Below are 18,845 nucleotides of genomic sequence, written 5' to 3' on the forward strand. Positions count from 1 at the left end.
CTGGCGGGCGGGTGCTTCGCACGTGCAGCATAACCCCATGCTCGACGTGACACCCCCGCCCTCGCTCCTGGATGACCTGCTGTCGCGGCTGCATGCCGCGCGGGAGGGGGCCAGCCAGGATCCCTTCGGTGATCCCGTCCTCCTCATGGCCCTGGCCATCAGCCGGCGGCTGGATGATGGCGTGCTGGACCTCGCGGCGCTGGAGGGCCTGGTGCAGGACATCGCCGATGATGCGGCGGCGGGGCGCGCGAAGCGCCTGGCCGCCTATCTCGGCCATGAGCCGGGTGCGGCACCCGCCTCGGCGCTGGAGGGCATCGCCGCCCGGCTCGTGCGGCCTGACCCGCTGGACAGCCCGGTGCCCTTCGCCGCCTATCGCGAGGCGGTGGAGCGGACGCGCTTCTCGGCCGTCTTCACCGCCCACCCAACCTTCTCGCTGCCGGCCAGCACGGGCACGGCGCTGGCCGAAGCGGCGAGTGCGGGCCTCGCCCCGCCGCGCGGCCTGCCGCATCGCCCGGCACCGATTGATCTGGCTTCCGAATTCGCCCAGGCCAATGCCGCCATCCTGCGCGGCCGGGACGCGCTGGATTGCTTCGCGCGCGCCATGTTCCTGGCGGCCCAGGGCTTCTGGCCGGATCGCTGGGCGACACTGAAGCCGAGCCCCATCACCCTGGCCACCTGGGTCGGCTATGACACGGATGGGCGGACCGATATCGGCTGGTGGGACACGCTGCGGCTGCGGCTGATCATGAAGCGCCTGCAGCTGGAGCGCCTCGCGGCGCAGCTCGCCCCCCTTGGCGAAGTGACGGCGCCGCTGACCGCCCGGCTGGCCGAGGCGGTGGAAGCCGTGGCCGCGCAGATCGCCGCCGCGCCGGACAAGCCGGAGCCCGGCTCCGTCCAGGCGCTCTCCGCCGCGATGGTGACGCGGCGGGAGGCGGCGATGACCGATCTCGGCCCCATCCTGACGCTGTTCGAGGCGGCGCTGGCCGCGGCACCGGATGACGCGACGCGGCTTGCACTCGCCGTGGCGCGGGCGGGCTTCGCGGCGCATGGGCTTTCGCTCGCGCATACCCATGTGCGGCTGAACTCGCTGCAGATCCACAATGCGCTGCGCCAGCGGCTGGAGCTGAGCACGGCGCCCGAGGATATGGCGATGCGGCGCGGCCTGCTCGCGCAGATCAATGCGGCACTGGCCAGCGTGACGCCGCGCCCGGTGGATTTCGGGGCGCTGTTGGCCGAACAGGCCTCGGCCGCCAAGCTCATGATGAACATCGCGCAGATCGCCAAGCACGTGGATGGCTCGGCACCTGTGCGCTTCCTGATCGCCGAGACCGAGACGGGCTACACGCTGCTGGCGGCGCTGTGGCTCGCGCGGCATTTCGGTGTGGAGCGGCATGTCGAAATCTCGCCGCTGTTTGAAACGGCGAGTGCGCTGGAGCATGGCGAGCGTGTGCTGGATGAGGCGCTGCGCAGCCCGCATTTCCGCGATTATCTGCGGCTGCATGGCCGACTTTGCCTGCAATTCGGCTATTCGGATTCCGGCCGCTATGTCGGCCAGCTGGCGGCCTCCTACCTGGTCGAGCGGCTGAAGCTGCGGCTGGCCGAATTGCTGCGCCGGCACGGCCTCTCCGAGGTGGAGCTGGTGCTGTTCGACACGCATGGCGAGAGCATTGGCCGTGGCGCCCATCCGGCCAGCCTGCGGGACCGGCTGGAATATCTGTTTCCGCCGCAGCAGCGTTCGGCGCTGGGCGAGGCGGGCTTCGCCGTGCGCGAGGAATCGAGCTTCCAGGGCGGCGATGGCTATCTGCTGTTCGGCACGGATGCCCTGGCGCAGGCGACCATCGCGCGCATCGCCGAACACGCCTTCGCCCGCCCGCCGCGCGAGCGTGACCCGATCTATGCCGAGGCCGATTACGGCGCCGATTTCTTCGCCACATTGCGGCGCGAGGTGCAGGCGCTGGTCGAGGACCCCGGCTATGCCGCCCTGCTGGGTGGCTTTGGCCCGGGGCTGCTGGAGCGCACCGGCTCCCGCCCTTCGGCGCGGCAGACGGATGGGATGGGCGGGCCCGCGCGCATCACCCATCCCTCGCAGCTGCGCGCCATTCCGAACAACGCCATTCTCCAGCAGGTGGGCTGGCTGGCCAATACGATGCATGGGCTGGGGGCCGCGGTTGCCGCCAACCCCGAGGCCTTCAACGATCTGCGCGCGCGTTCGCCACGCTTTGCGCGCGCGCTGGCGATGGCGGCCCGCGCCGCCGAATGCTCCGATATCGGCGTGGTGCGGGCGGTGATCGGCACGCTCGATCCCGGCACCTGGCTGGACCGCGCCGCCGCCACATCGCGCCCTGGCCGCGCGCAGAAGCTGCTGGCGGTGGCGGCCCCGCTGGATGAGCTGAACCTCCAGGCGCCGCTGCGCCGCCTCTATCGCCGCTTCCAGTCGGATCACCTGGCCTTGCGGGCCGTCTGGCCCGACCTGCCGCGCATGCCTGAGCGCCTGGTGCTGCTGCATGCGCTGCGCCTCGCGCTCATCCATCGCCTCTGGCTGCTCGCCGTCACTGTGCCGGAATTCTCACCCCGCCATGGCGCCACGCGGGAGACCATGATCAGCCGTATCCTGGCCCTCGATGTGGAGCCGGCACTCGCGTTGCTGGAGCAGGTGTTCCCCGCCGCCCCCGACCCGGTGGCGGGGCTGGATTTCCACGAGCCCTCCGCCCCGGGCGAGGCCGCGAGCTACGCGCGCGAACATGCGGAAATCTTCCAGCCGATGCGCCAGATGATCGGGCTGGTGCGCTTCTGCTCAGCGGCGGTGGCGCAGGAGGTCGGGTTTTTCGGATAGAAGAAGGGCCCCCAGCCCCATGTCACGACAGGGGTCTGGGGCCAATGGCCCCAGCCGCCGGAGGCCCCTTTCCTAAACTCCTTTGGCCTCTACGCTCCCCCTCATGGACATCCCCACCCGCCTGCACGCTGAACTCCCGGAGGCGCTGCGCCGCCCCATCGTCACCGACTGGTCCCGCGCCAATAAGCGCGGCGAGGCGGTGGCGAGCTTCCTCGAAGGCCCCTGCTTCGACCGCCAGGGCCGGCTCTACGTCACCGACATCCCGCATGGCCGCATCTTCCGGCTGGATGCGCCGGATGATTGGCTGCTCATCGCCGAATATGACGGCGAGCCGAATGGCCTGGCTCTCCATCCCGACGGCACGCGCATGTTCATCGCCGACTACAAGCAGGGCATCCTCTCGCTCGACCTCGCCAGCGGCCGCATCACGCCCGCACTCGCCCGCCGCAACAGCGAGCGCTTCAAGGGCCCGAATGACCTGGTCTTCGCCCGCAATGGCGATCTCTACTTCACCGACCAGGGCCAATCCGGCCTGCATGACCCGACGGGCCGCGTCTATCGCTGGCGCGCCGATGGCGGGCTGGACTGCCTCATCAGCAATGGCCCGAGCCCCAATGGCCTGGTGCTCTCGGCCGATGAGGAGGTGCTGTTCGTCGCGATGACGCGCGACAATGCCATCTGGCGCGTGCCGCTGCTGCCCGATGGCAGCACCGCCAAGGTGGGGCGCTTCGCCAGCTTCCACGGCACCAGCGGGCCGGATGGGCTGGCGATGGACGGGGAAGGGCGGCTGATGGTTTCGCACGCCTCGCTCGGCTGCGTGTTCGTGCTCAGCCCTCAGGGTGAGGTGGTGGCGCGGCTGCGCTCTTGCCGGGGCAGCACGGTGACGAATTTGGCGCTGCGCGATGGGAAGGCCTTCATCACGGAATCAGCGACGGGGACGGTGCTGCTGGCAGATTGTTCTTAAATTGTTCTTTTCGGTTCGCTAACTCTTAGGATGATCATCACATTCTAGCAGATGTCCATGTCCGAAGCCGTACCCCTGAGCCGCGCCGATCTTCGCCAGGCCACGCGCGATCCACGTCATCAACCCTCGGGCCACCCCGAAGGAGCGGAATACCGCGCCTGGGTCAGTAGCGCCTGGCGGGAACTTCAGGAGACGCCCGGCGGTGCGAATGGGGACGGCTTGGTATGGTGAAGCCCTACACCCGCCGGCGTGATGGCGAAGCGCAGGAAGTCAGCGGGCATTTCCGGCATTCGGGCGGGGACGGCGGCGATGGCATGAGCGTGACGGCCGAGGCTGCGCCGGCGCCCGGCGTTGAGCGCCGCTATACCGCGCGCGACGCCTCGGGCGGGTTGGTCGGCCGCTGCGAAAGCCTGACCGATGGCAGTCAGATCTGCACCCTTGCCATGCCGGATGGCGGCCTCGTGGTGCAGCAATTGCAGGCGGAGGATGGGGAGTTCACACCGGTCGCGGCCCCGGCGGTGGCGGGTTATGGGTTTTCCGCGCTGCTGGGCGCGGCGACGGGACTATACACCTATCTGCAAGACAGCTTGCGAGGCGTGGCGCCAGGTGGGGTGGCGCCGGACACGCCGTTCCTGTTCTTCTATCGTGGCATCGAGGGGACCGAGGCGAATGCGCGTGTGGCTGTTGGCACGCTCACGCAGGAACGGGTGAATGAGTTTTGTCCCATGACGGCGGAGTTCGAGGGCCTGCTGGCCCAGATTGCCAATGTGACGCCCTCGGATGGGCGTTCTGCGCAGCAATGGGGTATGGATGTGCAGCTGGGGGTGCGTGACCAACTGCGTGGCAAATACGGGCGCAACTCTTCCATCGTCCAGGCTGAATTTTCCGTTCTTGGTGGCGCTCAGACAAGCTACGGCAAACCCGGATCAACCCGCCTCGACATCTATCACCAGGTTGAGGGAACCAGCGCCATTTGCGCATACGATATCAAGACGGGGCAGGCGCAATTGGACGCGGCCCAAGCGGCCCGGATTTATCGAGAGGCCTTCCAGTTCGGACGCAGGAGCGGCATAGCCAACCCCCAAATTCTGGTCATCGAACTTCATCGGGCGCCCTGATCCATGGCCACGCCCAAGCAGTTGCGGCAGATTTTTGCGCCCATCCTCGCGGAGCATCCTCATCTGGTGCTCCACCGGCGCTGGCTGATCCGCCCACCCATCGAGACGGCCATCATCGGGCTCTACATCGGGCGAACGTCGTCGGCATGTGCTTCAGCGATGGACCTGTCGGTCGTGCCGCTATCCCGGTTCACCTCCCCTTCGACGCTCGGGTTCAACCGTGCGTTCGAAGTGGAGCGCGTCATCGGTGCCCCGGCGCCAGGAGGGCCGGTTCCCGGTTGGATGGATCAGCCACCGCGCATCTTCCAGGACATGTTCGCACCCGAATACCAGGCGCAACTGATCCGGAACTTCAACGCCAAGGTGCCGGCTTTCCTGGATGCGGTGCGCAGCTTCGATGACGTGGTCGCCTGGATGCAACCCTTTCGCGAGCGGCCGCTGCGGATGGATTTCCCCGAATTGATTGATGCCTGGGTTGCCACAATGCATGGCGAATTCGCGAAAGCTTCCGAGCTCTTGCAGGCAATTCCGGCTTGGCTGCGGCCCAATGATCCCAGGATGGCGGACCGCATGGAACAGGAACACGCGGAATTGCAGTTGATCCTCCGCACCAACGACCCCACCGCCATCGCCGCTCACCTCCACGCGATGGAGGAGCGGACCATCGCCTTCGACGGCCTCCAACGCCATTGGCGCCGCACGCCGTTCCCCTTCGAGCGTTGATCGGCCCCTACCGCCTGAGCCCCGGCGCCTCCACCGGCATGCCTCGCGCCCGGTGCGCCAGATACAATTCCAACGTCAGATACTCGCGCGAGCCCAGCGGGAATTGCGTCGCCCGCACCCCCAGCGAGCAGGCTCGCAGCCGCCGGTGCAGCGAGCCCATGGTGTTCCACTCCAGCCGATAGGCCGGATAGCCCGTGCCCAGCCCGTTGGAGATCATATCCCCGCGCAGCCGCTGGCCGGCATTCGCGTCATGGCATTGCCCGCAGGAGAGGTTCAACTGGCCCTGCCGCGCCTCGTAGAAGGCGCGCCCCTCCTCCAGCAAGGCGGCCGCTGCCCCCTCCACCGGGACTGACATCGCCAAGCCGCGCGAGCGCTGCGCCACGGCCGCGCTCAGCCCCAGCAGCGCCTCACTCTCCAGCCCAAACGCGGGCTGCCCCTGGTTCTCCACCCGGCAGCGCTCGATGCGCCCTTCCAGGTTGAGCAGCACGCCATCCGCCGCCACGGCCGGGTAGCGCGTGGCGACACCGCGCATCCCGGCAATATCGCCGTGGCAGGATTGGCAGGCGCGCTCGCCCTGCCGCCAGATCGCCTCGCCCTCATCCACCCAGAGCCAGCCCGGATGGCGGGAGGGATCCTCCTGCTGCGCGCGCAGCGTGGGTGAGAGGTAATCCTGCGAAGGGCGGATGCCCTGCGCCAGGGCCGCCAGCGGCAACAGCGCCAGCAGCGCCCAGGCCTTCATGTCCCTTGGCGCCTCACGTGACGATCAGCCGCGCCTCGCGCCGGAAGATGGCCCCGCCATCCTCCTGCCACTCGAACACCATGGCGCCCGTCTCCACCGCGATGGTGGTGAATTCCACATAGGGGTTGGCCGTGATGCCGGAGGAAAGCGCCATGCGGAACACCTCCGCCCCCGCATAGGTCACGCGCAGGCTGTGCAGGATCTTCCGGGGCAGTGGCGTCAGCCCCGGTCCGTCAAAGCCGCGCTCCATCGGGTGGCGGACGATGACCCGCACGGGAATGACCTCGCCGCGGCGGGCCGAGGCAGGCAGGGTGATGCGGGCGATGATGTCGGACATCTCAGCCGCCATCCACGCAGGCGCCGAGAATGACGATCACCTCGCGTGCCGCGCGATGCACCTGGCCCTGGCTGGTCTCCGCCAGCACCAGGATGGTCTGCGTGGTGGCCAGGCGAATGCGCGTCGCGATCTCGGCCCGCCCGGAGCGTGGCGTCAGCACGAAGCTCGCCACGCGCGGCACGGGGTTCTTCTCGGAGAGGATATGGATGGCGGTGACGTGGTCCGCCACGCTGTTCGGGCTTTCCACCCGCACCGCGATATCCACGGAATTGCCGTTCTCGGAGAGCACCGGCATTTCGATGGTGATGCCGCCGTTCAGGGCCGGCCGGCCGGCGAGGATGGATTGCTCCGCCGCCGCATAGCTTTCCGTCTGCGCCAGCGCCGGCAGGGGGAGCAGCGGCAGGGCCAGGAGGCTTCGGCGGCGCATCACGTCACTCCTTCAACCGGGCCAGATAGGCCACGACATCCTCGATTTCCATCGCCGAGAGCACTGGCCGGCCGAGATACCGCGCATCCACATGGCGCAGCCCCTCGGTGCGGTGATAGGCCGGCATGATGGCGCTGGGGTTGAGCCGCGTCGGGTCCACCAGGCGCAGCCGGATCTGCCCGGGGGTGAGCCGCGCGCCGACGCCCGCCAGGGCGGGGCCGAGATCGCCCATGAAGCGTTCGCGCGCATCGGGGATGGAATGGCAGATCAGGCAATTCGCCGTCTCCCGGTTTTTCACGATGGCTTCGCCGCGCGCGGCATCGCCGGGCATGGCGAGGAGCGGCGCCTCGATGGCGTCGCCCGTCACCACGAAAGGCGCCACCTCGGCCCCCACTGAGAGAGAGACCGGGGTGGCGCATAGCAGCAACGCCAGTGCCGCGCGCATCACGCGCGGCGCAGATCCTGGTCCTTCAGCGGAACCGAGCGGATGCGCTTGCCCGTCGCCGCGAAGATCGCGTTCAGCACGGCGGGGGCGGCCACCATGATGGTGGGCTCCCCCACACCGCCCCAGAACCCGCCGGAGGGCATGACGATGGTTTCCACCTTCGGCATCTCCTCCAGGCGCAGCACCTGGTAGCTGTCGAAATTCGTCTGCTCGATGGCGCCGTCCTTCACGGTGCATTCGCCATAGAGCAAGGCCGAGAGGCCATAGACGAAGCTGCCCTCCACCTGCATTTCGATCTGCTTCGGGTTCACCGCCACACCGCTATCGGTGGCGGCGACGATGCGGTGCATCTTGAGCCTGCCTTGCGCATCCACCGAAACCTCGGCGGCGGCTGCGACATAGCTACCAAAGCCCATCTGCTGCGCGATGCCGCGAAACACGCCGGCGGGCGGCGGCGTGCCCCAGCCGATGCGCTCGGCCACCGCGTTCAGCACGGCCAGGTGCTTGGGGTGGCTGCCCATCAGCTTGCGGCGCAGGGCCAGCGGGTCCTGGTTGGTGGCATGCGCCACCTCATCGAGGAAGCATTCCAGATAGATGGCGTTCTGGTTGTGCATCACGCCGCGCCAGAAATGCGGCGGCACATGCGTGTTCCGCATGGCGTGATCCACCAGCAGGTTGGGGAAGCTGTAGCCGATGGCGCTTTCGGCACCCCCCGCATTCAGCCCCTGGAACTGCACCGGGTCCCGCCCGTTCTGCAACGCCGTGGGGAAAACGAAGGAGAGGATGGACTGGCCCGAGATGCGCATATGCAGCCCGGTGATCTCGCCATTCGCGTCCAGCCCCGCCGTCATCTTCGCCTTGGTGACGGGGTGGTAGCGCCCCTGCACCATGTCCTCCTCGCGCGTCCATTGGGTCTTGATCGGCACGCCGGGGATCTGCTTGGCGATGAGCACGGCATCGATCAGCCAGTCATGCGTGGTGCGCCGGCCGAAGCCGCCGCCGAGATCCATGCGGTGCACATCGCACTGGTTCTGCGGCAGCCCGGCGGCGGTGGCGGTGGCGACCAAGGCGGCCTCGCCATTCTGCGTCGGTGCCCAGACATCGCAGCGCGTGGGGGTCCAGACCACGGTCGCGTTCATCGGCTCCATCGGCGCGTGGTTCTGGAAGGGATAGGAATAGACGGCCTCCACCTTGCGCGCGGCGGCGGCGATCGCGGCGCGCGCATCGCCATTGCTGTTGCCGACAAAGGCCTCGGCCGCGTCCAGCCCTTCGGTCAGGCGGGCGTCAATGCTGGCGGAGGAGACCTGCGCATTCTCGCCCGCATCCCAGGTGACGGGCAGCGCATCGAGCGCCGTCTTGGCCTGCCAGAAGGTATTGGCGACCACGGCGACGGCACCTTCGCCCACCTGCAGCACATGCTTCACGCCGGGCATGCCGGCCACGCGCGCCGCATCCATGCGGGCCACACGCCCGCCAAAGACCGGGCTGCGCTTGGGCACGGCCACCAGCATGCCCGGCATCTTGAGATCGGAGCCATAGACCAGCTTGCCGGTGGTCTTGTCGGCCGTGTCCAGCCGCGGGACGGATTGGCCGATCACCGTCCATTGCCCGGGCTCCTTCAGCGCGACCTGTGCGGCGGCCGGCGGCGAGAGGCGCGCGGCCTCAGCCGCGACGGCGCCATAGGTCAGGGTGCGGCTGGTCGGCCCGTGGGTGATCACGCTGTCCTTGGCCGTGCAGGTGGCAGGCTCCACGCCCCAGCGGGCGGCGGCGGCCTGGATCAGCATGATGCGCGCCACGGCCCCGCCGCGCCGGACATAATCCTGGCTCTGGCGGATGCCCTGGCTGCCGGCGGTGAGGAAATTTCCCCAGGCGCGGTTGCGCGCCAGGCTCTGGCCGGGTGTCACATATTCGGTCGTGATCTTCGACCAGTCGCAGTGCAATTCCTCGGCGATCATCTGGGCGAGGCCGGTGCGCGTGCCCTGGCCCATTTCGGTGCGGGCCATGCGCAGCACCACGCGGTCATCCGGATGGATCACCACCCAGGCGTTGATTTCGGGTGTGGCGGCGGCTTGGGCCAACGCGCCGCGCGGCGCCAGATGGAAGCCCACGGCGAGCGCGCCGGCGGCCTGCATCAGGCCACGGCGGGAGGTGCGGATATGGTTCATGTTCTGCGCCCTTCTCAGCCGGCCAGGCCGCGCGCGGCACGGTGAATGCCCTCGCGCACGCGGTTATAGGTGCCGCAGCGGCAGATATTGGACATGGCGGCGTCAATATCCGCATCCGTCGGGCGGGGCTTTTCGGCCAGCAGGGCGGCGGCGGCCATGATCATGCCGGATTGGCAGAAGCCGCATTGCGGCACATCCAGCGCCCGCCAGGCAACCTGAACGGGATGATTGCCCTGGGGCGAGAGGCCCTCGATCGTCACGATCTTCTGCGCCTCGGTCACGGAATCCAGCGTGACGCCGCAGGAGCGTATCGCCTGGCCATCAATATGCACGGTGCAGGCGCCGCATTGCGCGATGCCGCAGCCATATTTCGTGCCGGTGAGGCCGACATGGTCGCGGATCGCCCAGAGCAGGGGCGTGTCGGGCGAGGCATTCACCTCCACCACGCTTCCGTTGACGTTCAACTTGGCCATGGTGGCTCTCCCTCAATGATCGAAAAGGCAAATCGAAGGGCGCTGCCCTTCGAGCATCCCGGCAGGAACCTCAGGTTCCTGCACCTCCCTTCCATGCGCAAGCCGAAACCTGATCCCGGAAATGAGATTGCCGGACGTCAGAGCGTTCTGGCGATGATCTCCCGCATCACCTCGCTCGAACCGCCATAGATCCGCCCCACCCGCGCATCCGCCCAGGCGCGGCCGATCTCGTATTCGGCCATGTAGCCGTAGCCGCCATGCATCTGCAGGAAATCATCCAGCAGGCGGTTCTGCATCTCGGTGCCGAGCAGCTTGGCGGCCGCCGCATCCTCGCCCGACAACTCGCCGCGCATGTGCCGCGTGATGCAGTCATCCAGATAGACGCGGAACATCTCGATCTCGGCGCGGGCCTGGGCCAGCTTGAAGCGGTGCACCTGAAAATCGAAGACCGAGTGGCCAAAGACCTGGCGCTCCTTGGTGTAGGCGATGGTCTTGTCCAGCATGGTCTCCATGCTGATGGCGGCCCGCACGGCAATCACCAGGCGCTCCTGCGGCAATTGGTGCATCAGGTGGCGGAAGCCGGCATTTTCCTCGCCGATCAGGTTGTCCAGCGGCACCCGCACATCCTCGAAGAACAGCTCGGAGGTGTCCTGCGCGTGCATGCCGATCTTTTCGAGGTTGCGGCCGCGCGTGAAACCGGGCGTGCCCTCCTCGACGGCGATCAGCGAGACGCCGCGCCGCCCGGCCGCCGGATCGGTCTTGCAGACGACGATCACCAGCCCGGCATTCTGCCCCGACGAGATGAAGGTCTTGGAACCATTGATCACCCAATGCGCGCCATCCCGCACGGCACTGGCGCGCACGGCCTTGAGGTCACTGCCCATGCCGGGCTCGGTCATGGCGATGGCGCCGATCATCTCGCCCGCCGCCATTTTCGGCAGCCATTGGCGCTTGCGCGCCTCGCTCGCATAGGCCGCGACGTAAGGCACCACGATGTCCGAATGCAGCTGGAACGCCACACCCGAGGCATTCACCCGCGCCAGTTCCTCGATGACGATGGCGGCATGGCCGAAATCGCCGCCGGCACCGCCATATTCGGGGTCCAGCATGGTGCAGAGGAAACCCTGCGCGCCCGCCTTGCGCCACAGCTCGCGCGGGACGATCCCGGCATGCTCCCAGTCGCGGTGGAAGGGGGCGATTTCGCGCTCCACGAAGCGGCGCATCTGCTCGCGGAACATCTCATGCTCGGCGGTGAAGACGCGGCGTGGGCGCCTGGGGCGCGCGGCGGCATTGGTGTCCATGGGTGTCACCTCCTGTTCTTGGCCGGCAGGCTAGCGGCTTGCGGGATCGGGGGCGAGTGCGGTGATTTCGGCCTCGGAGAAGCCGAATTCCGCCAGCACCTCGCGGCTGTGCTCGCCGCGCAGCGGCGGGGGCGCATGCAACGCGCCCGGCGTGCGGGAGAAGCGCGGGGCGGGCGCCGGGTGGGTCGCGCCGTCCCGCTCCAGGAAGGTGGCGCGGGCCGCGTTGTGCGGGTGGTGCGGGGCTTCCTCCATGGAGAGGATGGGCGCCACACAGGCATCGCTCCCGGCAAAGAGCGCGGCCCATTCATCGCGCGTCTTCAGGCCGAAGGCCGCGGCCAGCAGCGCCTTGTGCGCGGGCCACCGGGCCGGCTCCATCCGGCCCTCGAACAGCTTGGGGTCCAGGCCCATCTTCGCCACCATCTCGTCGAAGAAGGCGGGCTCGATCGGCCCCACGGCCACAAAGCCGCCGCAGGCGCAGGCATAGCTGTCATAGAAGGAGGCCGCGCCATCCAGCATGTTGCCGCCGCGCGCAGCACCCCAGCGCCCGCGCGCCTGCATGCCGTAGATCGGCGCCATCAGCAGGGCCGCGCCATCCACCATCGCGGCATCCACCACCTGGCCCTGGCCGCTCCTGTCACGCTCCAGCAGCGCGGCGAGGAGGCCGAAGGCCAGCAGCAGCCCGCCGCCGCCGTAATCGCCCACGAGATTGAGCGGCGGCGCCGGCGGCTGCCCGGCGCGGCCCATGGCGTGCAGCGCGCCGGTCAGCGCGATGTAGTTGATGTCATGCCCGGCGAGCTTCGCCATCGGGCCATCCTGGCCCCAGCCCGTCATGCGCCCATAGACCAGGCGGGGATTGCGCGCCCGCACCGCCTCGGGCCCCAGCCCCAGCCGCTCCATGACACCGGGCCGGAAGCCCTCGATCAGCGCGTCCGAGGTCTCGGCCATGCGCAGCACGGCCTGCACGGCCTCGGGCCGCTTCAGATCGAGGGCAAGGGAGCGGCGGTTGCGCAGCGAGACATCCTGGCGGGAGCCGGCGGGGCCTTCGGCGCGCTCGATGCGGATCACCGTGGCACCCAGATCGGCCAGCAGCATGGCGCAGAAGGGCCCGGGGCCGATGCCGGCAATCTCGAGGACGCGAATTCCGTGCAGCGGACCCATGCTTGCCTCCCTGTTTATGGCGGGAAGCCTAGCAGCGGGCGGGAGGCGGCGCGAAGGGGCCGTGGTGGGATTGGGGAAAGTGGCGCGCCCTGGTGGATTCGAACCACCGGCCTGAAGCTTAGAAGGCTCCTGCTCTATCCAACTGAGCTAAGGGCGCGAAGCTGAAATCGGGTCAATGCGTCCAGTTGTCCGGGCGGTTGGTCCGGAAGTTGTCGGCATAGACCTTGGGCTTGATCGGGCGGGTGCGCGTCGGCTCTTCCACCTCATGGGCGATGCCTTGCGCTTCGGCATAGGCGATGGCGGCCTCGCGCGTCGGGAAATGCAGCCGCACTTGACGCGTCGTCTCGGCCGAGCCGATCCAGCCGGTCAGCGGGTCCAGGCGCGAGCGGCCGGGCGGCGTGAATTCCAGCGCCCATTCCTGCGTATTGGCGCGGCCCGACTGCATGGCCGAGCGCGGCGGCTGGAAGATGCGGGCCTTGGTGACAACAAGCGACATGCGGCGGAATTCCCCAGATGGCCGAACCATGCGGGGAGGATACGACGCCTCGCCCCATCTTGGAACCATTCACGGATGAGGGGGCAGCGGCAGGGCGCCGGCGCCCCTATTCGGCGCGGATATTCGCGGCCTGCGCCACCTCGCGGAAGCGGGCGATGTCGCCGCGCAGAATCGCGCCGAATTCTGCCGGGCTGGAGGGGGCGGGGGTGGCGCCCTCGGCCTCGTAGATGCGCGCCACATCGGGCTCGGCCAGGCTGGCGCGCACCGCGGTGTTGAGGATGCGCAGCACCTCGGCTGGCAGGCCGCGCGGGCCGAACAGGCCCCACCAGATGCTCGCTTCGTAATCAAGGCCCGTCGCCTCGCGCACGGTGGGGGCCGCCGGGCTGCCGGCGGGCGCGCCGGGGGCGGCATAGGCCAGCAGCCGCACGCGCTGGTCGCGGATCGGGCCGGATGCGCTGGCCATGGTGGTGATCAGCAGCTGGATATGGCCGGCGACGAGATCCGTCACCGCGGGCGGCATGCCCCGATAGGGCACATGGTTGAGCCGCAGCCCGGCCCGCAGCGCGAAATACTCGGTGACGAAGTGATTGATGCCGCCCGGGCCGGAGCTGCCGAAATCCACCTGCCCCGGATGCGCCTTCGCATGCGCGATCAGCCCGGCCACGTCGCGCGGCGGAAAATTGAGGTTGGTCAGCACCAGGAAGGGGGCGACGGCGAGGCGCGCCACGGGTTCAAAGCTTTCCGCCGCGTCATAGGGCGTGCGCTGCACCACGGCCGAGGCCGCGAAGCTGCTGCTGGTCACCATCAGCGTATGCCCATCGGCCGCCGCCTGCGCCACCTGGGCCGCGCCAATGGCGCCGCCGGCGCCGGGCCGGTTCTCGATCACCACGGGCTGGCCCAGGCGCTGTTGCAGCTTCTCCGCCAGGGGCCGGGCGATCACATCATTCGACCCGCCGGGCGGAAAGGGGACGACGATGCGCACCGGGCGCTGCGGCCAGGCCGGCTGGGCCTGGGCGAGCGTGGGTGTGGCAAGCAGGGCAAGCGCGGCGCGGCGATTCATGGGTGTTCCTCCGCCCGCGACTGTGCCCGAAGCGGCGCGTTTGTCCACGCCGCCTGGCTGGGCCGCCTCAGCCGGCGATGGCTTTCCAGGCGATATGAGCGAGGACGCCCGCCAGCGTGCTGGCCGTGGCGAGGATGCTGAAGCGCAGCAGGGTGAGAGCGAAGTCGCCGCGGTTGGTTTCGGACATCTGGGACATGGGGAAGCTCCTTTGGATCATTGCCTTCCCAATCCATGGAGCAAGTGGCGGGCCAGCTTCTCAAGCTGTTGATATCACGAGGTTCATGCGTCTGCGCCCAGCGCATCCCCCTGGGCCAGCCCCCAAGTCGCATTGCAAATTGCAAATGGCGGGGCGCGCATTCGCAATTTGCAACGGCGGGGTGGCGCGCCAGGCTTCAATCCATCCGCAGGCCGAGCCGGCGCACCGCCGCACTCTCCTCGGCGTTCAGGCGGCGGGCGAAATCGGCATAGGCTTCGCTGTCCATGTAGCGCACCGGCATGTCGAAGCGCTCCAGCGTGGCCACATGCTGCGGGTCGAAGAGGGCGGGCTTGATCGCGTCATGCAGCGCGCGGACCACGCCGGGGTCCATGTTCTTCGGCCCGGCCAGGCCGAAGGGGCTGTCGGAGACGATATCAATGCCCACTTCGCGCAGCGTCCGCACATCGGGGAAGCGCTTGGCGCGCTCGGCACTCCAGACGATGAGCAGGCGGAAGCGCCCCTCCTGCACCAGCGGCGCCCAGCCCGTGCTGTCCGCCACGCATTCGACGGAGCCCGTCAGCAGCGCCTGCGTCGTATCGGCGCCGCCGCGGAAGGGCACATGCAGGAACTCGATGCCGCGCTCGGCCGCGATGCGCTCCATGGTGATGTGCAGGGAGGAGCCGACGCCCGGCGTGCCGTAGCTGACGCGCCCCGGATTGGCCTTGGCGTAGTCCAGGAACTGCTCCCAGGTGGCGTAGCGGCTGTCACTGCGCACCACCACGCCGAAGACATAGCCGGTCAGGTGGATCACCCAGGAGAAATCGGCCATGGGGTCGAAGGTGGGGCGGCGGCTCATCGCCGGGATGCGGAAGATGGTGACGGGCATCTGGCCGATCAGATGGCCATCGCCGCGCGGCTCCTGCGCGATCATGGCCGGGCCCAGCGTGCCCGAGGCGCCGGGGCGATTCTCCACGATCACCGACTGGCCGAGATTGCGCCCCGCCAGCTCCGCCAGCACGCGCAGATGCGTATCGGCCGAGCCCCCCGGCAGCCAGGGCACGACGAGGCGCACCGGCCGGTTCGGAAAGCCAGCCTGCGCCAGCGCAGGGGTGGCGAGGCCAGCGGTGGCGAGGGGCAGGGCGAATGCGGCGCGGCGGGTGATCATGGCGGTTCCTCGGTTGATTTTGCGGCAGCATGGCAGGCAAGGGCGGGGCTGGTCCATCGCAACCCGTTGCGGCGCCGGGCGGGCTCGGCTATCCGGCCGGGCATCCGGATGGAGAGATTGTCATGCGCCGCCGTGTCCTTTTGGGGGGGGTCTTCGCCGTGCCGGCCATGGCCCAAGGCCATGCCTTCCTGGCCGATGACGCGCTGCTGCCGCTGCTGCGGGCGGGGGGGCTGAACCTCTATTTCCGCCACGCCATCACGGACCGCTCCCAGGTGGATACCGGGCTGCGGGGCGATCGCGCCGGGCAGCGCAACCTGAGCGAGGCCGGGCGGCAGCAGGCCACGCGGCTGGGCCAGGCGATCCGCGCGCTGAACATCCCCGTGGCCGAGGTGCTGACCAGCGAGGTGTTCCGCGCGCAGGACACGGCCGAACTGGCCTTTGGCCGCGCGCAAACCCGCGTCGAGCGGGATCTGATCGCCGATGACTACACGCCCGGCAGCCCCAGCGATGATGCGCGCGCCGTCTCCCGTCGCCTCGCCCAGCCGGTGGTTGGCGGGAACCGCGTGATGATCGGCCATATCGTGCCGCTGGGGATGATCCTCGGCCGCGGCCTGGCGCAGCAGGAATTCCCGGAGGGCGCGGCCGGCGTGTTCCGGCCGGGTGGTGCCGACTGGGCCTTCCTGGGCTTCTTCCGGGCCGAGCAGCTCATCGCCCTGGCCGGGAGCGCGCGTTAGGGCATCTTCCGTTCGAGCGGGATCGTCTGGACGGATGACGGTGCCCGAAAACCAGTGGGCCGGAGTTTGTGTCGTGAGCCCTGGCGAAGGGAACACACTCCAGGGCGCCGCCCGGGGCGGTGTTCCGGCTTCCGGGAAAGCCCGAGGCTCGGTATGGGTGCGGCATGGTGGATCGCGCGCCCCTGGGCATGGCCCTGGCCGAGGATGAGACGCTCTCCCTGGGGGAGCAGGCGTTTCGCCGCCTGCGCGCCGCCATCGTGCAGGGCGCGCTGCCGGCCGGGCGCAAGATTTCCGAGCGTGGGCTGGCCGCGTCCTTCGGCATTTCGGCGCAGCCCGTGCGGGAGGCGCTGCGCCGGCTGGAAGCCGATGGCATGGTCGTCACCCTGCCCCGCAGCGGGACCGTGGTGGCCGAGGTGGGGCCCGGCCAGTTGGGCGAATTGGGCCGCATCCGCGCGGCCCTGGAAGGTGTCGCCGCCGCCCTGGCGGCCGAGCGGCTGGACGCCGCGGGCCTCGCGCGCTTCGGCGCGCTGCTGCATCGCATGGCCGATGGCACGGCCGCGCGGGACAGCGCCGCGCTGGATGCGGCGAATGAGGAATTTCACGCCCTGATCCATCAGGCGGCGGGCAATGCCTTCCTGACGCGCTCGCTTTCCTCGCTGCGGGCCTATGACCATCTGGGCCAGCACCGCGCGGTGGGCAGCACGCCGCGGGACCTGCCCAAGGCGCTGGCCGAGCACAAGGGCATCGTGGCCGCGCTGAAGCGGCGGGATGCGGCGCTGGCCGAGGCGCGGATGCGCGCGCATGTGCTGCGCTCGCTCGTCACCAATGGCGTCCTGGCGGCGCCCACTCGAAAGTCGCGTTGACGGGCGGGGCCGGACTGCGCCAGACTTGCAAACTGCTATTGCAGTTTAACACGCGAGAGGTGCTTCAGCACCCAGCCCCGGAGGAGACGTCCATGTTCGCCAAATCAGGGCAACGCGCCCGGATTCTGTTCACCGTGCCTCTGTTGACTGCCATGCTGGCCTTCGCCGCCCTAGCGGGGCCGGCCATGGCGCAGGAATGGCGCGGCTGGAACATCCACGCGGCCGATTACCCGAATGGCCAGGGCATGGATGCCTTCACCCGCATGGTGGGGGAGCGCAGCAACAACCGCATCCGCATGCGCACCTTCCATTCGGCGCAGCTGGGCCAGCAGGATGAGGCGATCCAGCAGATGCGCCTGGGCGCGATTGATTTCGGCAATTTCAACCTCTCGCCCTTCAACAACCTGGCGGCCTCCACCAATGTGGTGACACTGCCCTTCCTGTTCCGCGATGTGGCCCACATGCAGCGCGCCATTGACGGTGTGGCGGGTGAGGCGATCACGCGCGAGCTGGAAGCGATCGGCATCATCCCGCTCGCCTGGTATGATGCCGGCGCGCGCAGCCTCTACACCACGCGGCCGGTGCGCACGCCGGCTGATCTGCGCGGCATGAAGATCCGCGTGCAGACCTCCGATCTCTGGATTGACCTGATGCGGGCCCTGGGAGCCAACCCGACGCCGCTGCCCTTCGGCGAAGTCTTCACCAGCCTGCAATCCGGCGTGATTGATGGCGCCGAGAACAACTGGCCCTCCTATGAAAGCACCCGCCACTTCGAGGTGGCGCGCTTCTACTCCACCACCGAGCATTCCAACGTGCCCGAGGTGCTCGCCGTCTCCCGCCAGCGCTGGCAGCGGATGAGCGAGGCGGACCGCACGATGATGCGCGCCGCCGCCCTGGAATCCGCCACGCTGCAACGCCGCCTCTGGGCCGAGCGTGAGGCCGTCAGCCGCCAGCGCGTGACGGCGGCGGGAGTCACCGTGATCGAGATCGCCGACCGTTCGCCCTGGTCGGCGCTGATGGAGCCGGTCTACGCCAAATACGCGGCGACGCCGGCGCTGAGCGCCCTGGTCCGCAGCATCCGCGAATTGCGGTGAGCGAAAAGCTGCCGGCGGCACTCGCGGCGTTTTCGCGGGCGCTGGGCGCGCTCTCGGCGCTGACCATCGCGGTGGCCGGTGTCGCGCTGGTGGTGCTGGTGGGGATGATGGGCTGGCTCGTCTTCGCCCGCTATGTGCTGAACGACACGCCCACCTGGATCGAGCGGGTGGCCACCTTGGCCATCCTCTCCATCGCCATGCCCGTGGCCGCGGTGGGCGTACGCGAGCGCTTCCACCTTTCGGTGCTGGGCCTGCGCGAGGCGCTGCCCGAGCGTGGGCAGCGCTGGGTGGCGCTGGCCTGCGACACGCTGATGGGGCTCTTCGGCGCCGGCATGGCCTGGTGGTCCTGGGAACTGGTCGAGATGGTGGGGCCGTTCAAGATCCCGCTGCTCGGCATCAGCCAGGGCTGGACCTATGCGCCGATGGTGGTGGGCGGCCTGCTGATGGTGCTGTTCGCCATCGAGCAGGTGCTGCTCGACATCTTCTCGGAGGGCGCGCCCGAGAAACGCGGCATCGCCGCCGCCTTCCTGGAGTAGCGCGCCCGTGGAACCTGG

At 69.0% G+C, this 18,845-nt stretch carries 20 protein-coding genes and 1 tRNA gene; 8 read left to right on the forward strand and 13 right to left on the reverse strand.

The features are described 5' to 3' along the window. Nucleotides 1-37: 37 nt before the first annotated feature. From LHU95_RS08295 to LHU95_RS08310, 4 genes are all read left to right on the forward strand, one after another. Nucleotides 38-2,833, forward strand: a complete 2,796-nt coding sequence (locus LHU95_RS08295) for a phosphoenolpyruvate carboxylase (protein WP_248710897.1) — start codon at nucleotides 38-40, stop codon at nucleotides 2,831-2,833. A 103-nt stretch (nucleotides 2,834-2,936) separates the two neighbouring features. Then, nucleotides 2,937-3,797 (forward strand): SMP-30/gluconolactonase/LRE family protein, encoded by an 861-nt coding sequence (locus LHU95_RS08300; protein WP_248710898.1) that lies wholly within the window; start codon nucleotides 2,937-2,939, stop codon nucleotides 3,795-3,797. Nucleotides 3,798-4,111: 314 nt separating this feature from the next. Beyond that, nucleotides 4,112-4,915 carry a hypothetical protein gene (locus LHU95_RS08305; RefSeq protein ID WP_248710899.1) on the forward strand — a complete coding sequence of 268 codons (804 nt, stop codon included), beginning with the start codon at nucleotides 4,112-4,114 and terminating at the stop codon, nucleotides 4,913-4,915. A 3-nt stretch (nucleotides 4,916-4,918) separates the two neighbouring features. Beyond that, complete coding sequence (locus tag LHU95_RS08310) at nucleotides 4,919-5,638, forward strand: hypothetical protein (RefSeq protein ID WP_248710900.1); 720 nt, start codon at nucleotides 4,919-4,921, stop codon at nucleotides 5,636-5,638. Between the two features lie 7 nt (nucleotides 5,639-5,645). On the opposite strand, the gene soxA is transcribed toward LHU95_RS08310, so the two are convergent. The 13 genes from soxA to LHU95_RS08370 all read right to left on the reverse strand — a co-directional run bounded on the left by soxA (nucleotide 5,646) and on the right by LHU95_RS08370 (nucleotide 15,600). After that, nucleotides 5,646-6,377 carry a sulfur oxidation c-type cytochrome SoxA gene (soxA, locus tag LHU95_RS08315; RefSeq protein ID WP_248710901.1) on the reverse strand — a complete coding sequence of 244 codons (732 nt, stop codon included), beginning with the start codon at nucleotides 6,375-6,377 and terminating at the stop codon, nucleotides 5,646-5,648. A 13-nt stretch (nucleotides 6,378-6,390) separates the two neighbouring features. Beyond that, a complete protein-coding gene (locus LHU95_RS08320; protein WP_248710902.1) occupies nucleotides 6,391-6,714 on the reverse strand; it encodes a thiosulfate oxidation carrier complex protein SoxZ in 324 nt (107 codons plus the stop codon). Nucleotide 6,715: 1 nt separating this feature from the next. Then, nucleotides 6,716-7,141 carry a thiosulfate oxidation carrier protein SoxY gene (locus tag LHU95_RS08325; protein WP_248710903.1) on the reverse strand — a complete coding sequence of 142 codons (426 nt, stop codon included), beginning with the start codon at nucleotides 7,139-7,141 and terminating at the stop codon, nucleotides 6,716-6,718. Between the two features lie 4 nt (nucleotides 7,142-7,145). Further along, nucleotides 7,146-7,586 (reverse strand): sulfur oxidation c-type cytochrome SoxX, encoded by a 441-nt coding sequence (gene soxX / locus LHU95_RS08330; protein WP_248711526.1) that lies wholly within the window; start codon nucleotides 7,584-7,586, stop codon nucleotides 7,146-7,148. Next, nucleotides 7,586-9,751, reverse strand: coding sequence for a molybdopterin cofactor-binding domain-containing protein (locus tag LHU95_RS08335; RefSeq protein ID WP_248710904.1), 2,166 nt, complete (start codon nucleotides 9,749-9,751; stop codon nucleotides 7,586-7,588). Before LHU95_RS08335 ends, soxX begins: the two co-directional genes overlap by 1 nt. Nucleotides 9,752-9,765: 14 nt before the next feature. Beyond that, nucleotides 9,766-10,224 (reverse strand): (2Fe-2S)-binding protein, encoded by a 459-nt coding sequence (locus LHU95_RS08340; protein WP_248710905.1) that lies wholly within the window; start codon nucleotides 10,222-10,224, stop codon nucleotides 9,766-9,768. A gap of 137 nt (nucleotides 10,225-10,361) precedes the next feature. After that, nucleotides 10,362-11,525: an acyl-CoA dehydrogenase family protein gene (locus tag LHU95_RS08345; protein WP_248710906.1), complete on the reverse strand. Its 1,164-nt coding sequence runs from the start codon at nucleotides 11,523-11,525 to the stop codon at nucleotides 10,362-10,364. Between the two features lie 30 nt (nucleotides 11,526-11,555). Further along, entirely contained in the window at nucleotides 11,556-12,683 is a 1,128-nt protein-coding gene (locus tag LHU95_RS08350) for a CaiB/BaiF CoA-transferase family protein (protein WP_248710907.1), read from the reverse strand. 80 nt (nucleotides 12,684-12,763) lie between these two features. Beyond that, a tRNA-Arg gene (locus tag LHU95_RS08355) sits at nucleotides 12,764-12,840 on the reverse strand. Nucleotides 12,841-12,855: 15 nt separating this feature from the next. Continuing rightward, nucleotides 12,856-13,179, reverse strand: a complete 324-nt coding sequence (locus LHU95_RS08360; protein WP_248710908.1) for an ETC complex I subunit — start codon at nucleotides 13,177-13,179, stop codon at nucleotides 12,856-12,858. 106 nt (nucleotides 13,180-13,285) lie between these two features. Next, entirely contained in the window at nucleotides 13,286-14,239 is a 954-nt protein-coding gene (locus LHU95_RS08365) for a tripartite tricarboxylate transporter substrate-binding protein (protein ID WP_248710909.1), read from the reverse strand. A 67-nt stretch (nucleotides 14,240-14,306) separates the two neighbouring features. Beyond that, the gene (locus LHU95_RS23355) at nucleotides 14,307-14,435 is read right to left on the reverse strand and encodes a hypothetical protein (protein WP_283094298.1); all 129 of its coding nucleotides are present in this window, start codon (nucleotides 14,433-14,435) and stop codon (nucleotides 14,307-14,309) included. Nucleotides 14,436-14,631: 196 nt separating this feature from the next. Further along, nucleotides 14,632-15,600 carry a tripartite tricarboxylate transporter substrate binding protein gene (locus LHU95_RS08370; RefSeq protein ID WP_248710910.1) on the reverse strand — a complete coding sequence of 323 codons (969 nt, stop codon included), beginning with the start codon at nucleotides 15,598-15,600 and terminating at the stop codon, nucleotides 14,632-14,634. A gap of 122 nt (nucleotides 15,601-15,722) precedes the next feature. On the opposite strand from LHU95_RS08370, the gene LHU95_RS08375 reads away from it, so the two are divergent. The 4 genes from LHU95_RS08375 to LHU95_RS08390 all read left to right on the forward strand — a co-directional run bounded on the left by LHU95_RS08375 (nucleotide 15,723) and on the right by LHU95_RS08390 (nucleotide 18,827). Continuing rightward, entirely contained in the window at nucleotides 15,723-16,334 is a 612-nt protein-coding gene (locus LHU95_RS08375) for a histidine phosphatase family protein (protein ID WP_248710911.1), read from the forward strand. Between the two features lie 164 nt (nucleotides 16,335-16,498). Further along, the gene (locus tag LHU95_RS08380) at nucleotides 16,499-17,197 is read left to right on the forward strand and encodes a GntR family transcriptional regulator (protein WP_248710912.1); all 699 of its coding nucleotides are present in this window, start codon (nucleotides 16,499-16,501) and stop codon (nucleotides 17,195-17,197) included. Nucleotides 17,198-17,289: 92 nt separating this feature from the next. Beyond that, on the forward strand, nucleotides 17,290-18,291 hold the full coding sequence (locus LHU95_RS08385; RefSeq protein WP_248710913.1) for a TRAP transporter substrate-binding protein: 1,002 nt from the start codon (nucleotides 17,290-17,292) through the stop codon (nucleotides 18,289-18,291). Continuing rightward, complete coding sequence (locus LHU95_RS08390; protein WP_248710914.1) at nucleotides 18,288-18,827, forward strand: TRAP transporter small permease; 540 nt, start codon at nucleotides 18,288-18,290, stop codon at nucleotides 18,825-18,827. The genes LHU95_RS08385 and LHU95_RS08390 overlap by 4 nt, the downstream gene beginning before the upstream one ends. Nucleotides 18,828-18,845 lie beyond the last annotated feature (18 nt).

It is taken from the genome of Sediminicoccus sp. KRV36 (genome assembly GCF_023243115.1).
GTDB lineage: Bacteria > Pseudomonadota > Alphaproteobacteria > Acetobacterales > Acetobacteraceae > Roseococcus.

Coding starts and splice junctions, on each gene's coding strand:
- LHU95_RS08365 (WP_248710909.1), bottom strand. CDS start 14,239: ATGAATCGCCGCGCCGCGCTTGCCCTGCTTGCCACACCCACGCTCGCC.
- LHU95_RS08320 (WP_248710902.1), bottom strand. CDS start 6,714: ATGTCCGACATCATCGCCCGCATCACCCTGCCTGCCTCGGCCCGCCGC.
- LHU95_RS08385 (WP_248710913.1), top strand. CDS start 17,290: ATGTTCGCCAAATCAGGGCAACGCGCCCGGATTCTGTTCACCGTGCCT.
- LHU95_RS08350 (WP_248710907.1), bottom strand. CDS start 12,683: ATGGGTCCGCTGCACGGAATTCGCGTCCTCGAGATTGCCGGCATCGGC.
- LHU95_RS08305 (WP_248710899.1), top strand. CDS start 4,112: ATGAGCGTGACGGCCGAGGCTGCGCCGGCGCCCGGCGTTGAGCGCCGC.
- LHU95_RS08375 (WP_248710911.1), top strand. CDS start 15,723: ATGCGCCGCCGTGTCCTTTTGGGGGGGGTCTTCGCCGTGCCGGCCATG.
- LHU95_RS08335 (WP_248710904.1), bottom strand. CDS start 9,751: ATGAACCATATCCGCACCTCCCGCCGTGGCCTGATGCAGGCCGCCGGC.
- soxA (WP_248710901.1), bottom strand. CDS start 6,377: ATGAAGGCCTGGGCGCTGCTGGCGCTGTTGCCGCTGGCGGCCCTGGCG.
- LHU95_RS08345 (WP_248710906.1), bottom strand. CDS start 11,525: ATGGACACCAATGCCGCCGCGCGCCCCAGGCGCCCACGCCGCGTCTTC.
- LHU95_RS08325 (WP_248710903.1), bottom strand. CDS start 7,141: ATGCGCCGCCGAAGCCTCCTGGCCCTGCCGCTGCTCCCCCTGCCGGCG.
- LHU95_RS23355 (WP_283094298.1), bottom strand. CDS start 14,435: ATGTCCCAGATGTCCGAAACCAACCGCGGCGACTTCGCTCTCACCCTG.
- LHU95_RS08340 (WP_248710905.1), bottom strand. CDS start 10,224: ATGGCCAAGTTGAACGTCAACGGAAGCGTGGTGGAGGTGAATGCCTCG.
- soxX (WP_248711526.1), bottom strand. CDS start 7,586: ATGCGCGCGGCACTGGCGTTGCTGCTATGCGCCACCCCGGTCTCTCTC.
- LHU95_RS08360 (WP_248710908.1), bottom strand. CDS start 13,179: ATGTCGCTTGTTGTCACCAAGGCCCGCATCTTCCAGCCGCCGCGCTCG.
- LHU95_RS08310 (WP_248710900.1), top strand. CDS start 4,919: ATGGCCACGCCCAAGCAGTTGCGGCAGATTTTTGCGCCCATCCTCGCG.
- LHU95_RS08300 (WP_248710898.1), top strand. CDS start 2,937: ATGGACATCCCCACCCGCCTGCACGCTGAACTCCCGGAGGCGCTGCGC.
- LHU95_RS08295 (WP_248710897.1), top strand. CDS start 38: ATGCTCGACGTGACACCCCCGCCCTCGCTCCTGGATGACCTGCTGTCG.
- LHU95_RS08370 (WP_248710910.1), bottom strand. CDS start 15,600: ATGATCACCCGCCGCGCCGCATTCGCCCTGCCCCTCGCCACCGCTGGC.
- LHU95_RS08380 (WP_248710912.1), top strand. CDS start 16,499: ATGGTGGATCGCGCGCCCCTGGGCATGGCCCTGGCCGAGGATGAGACG.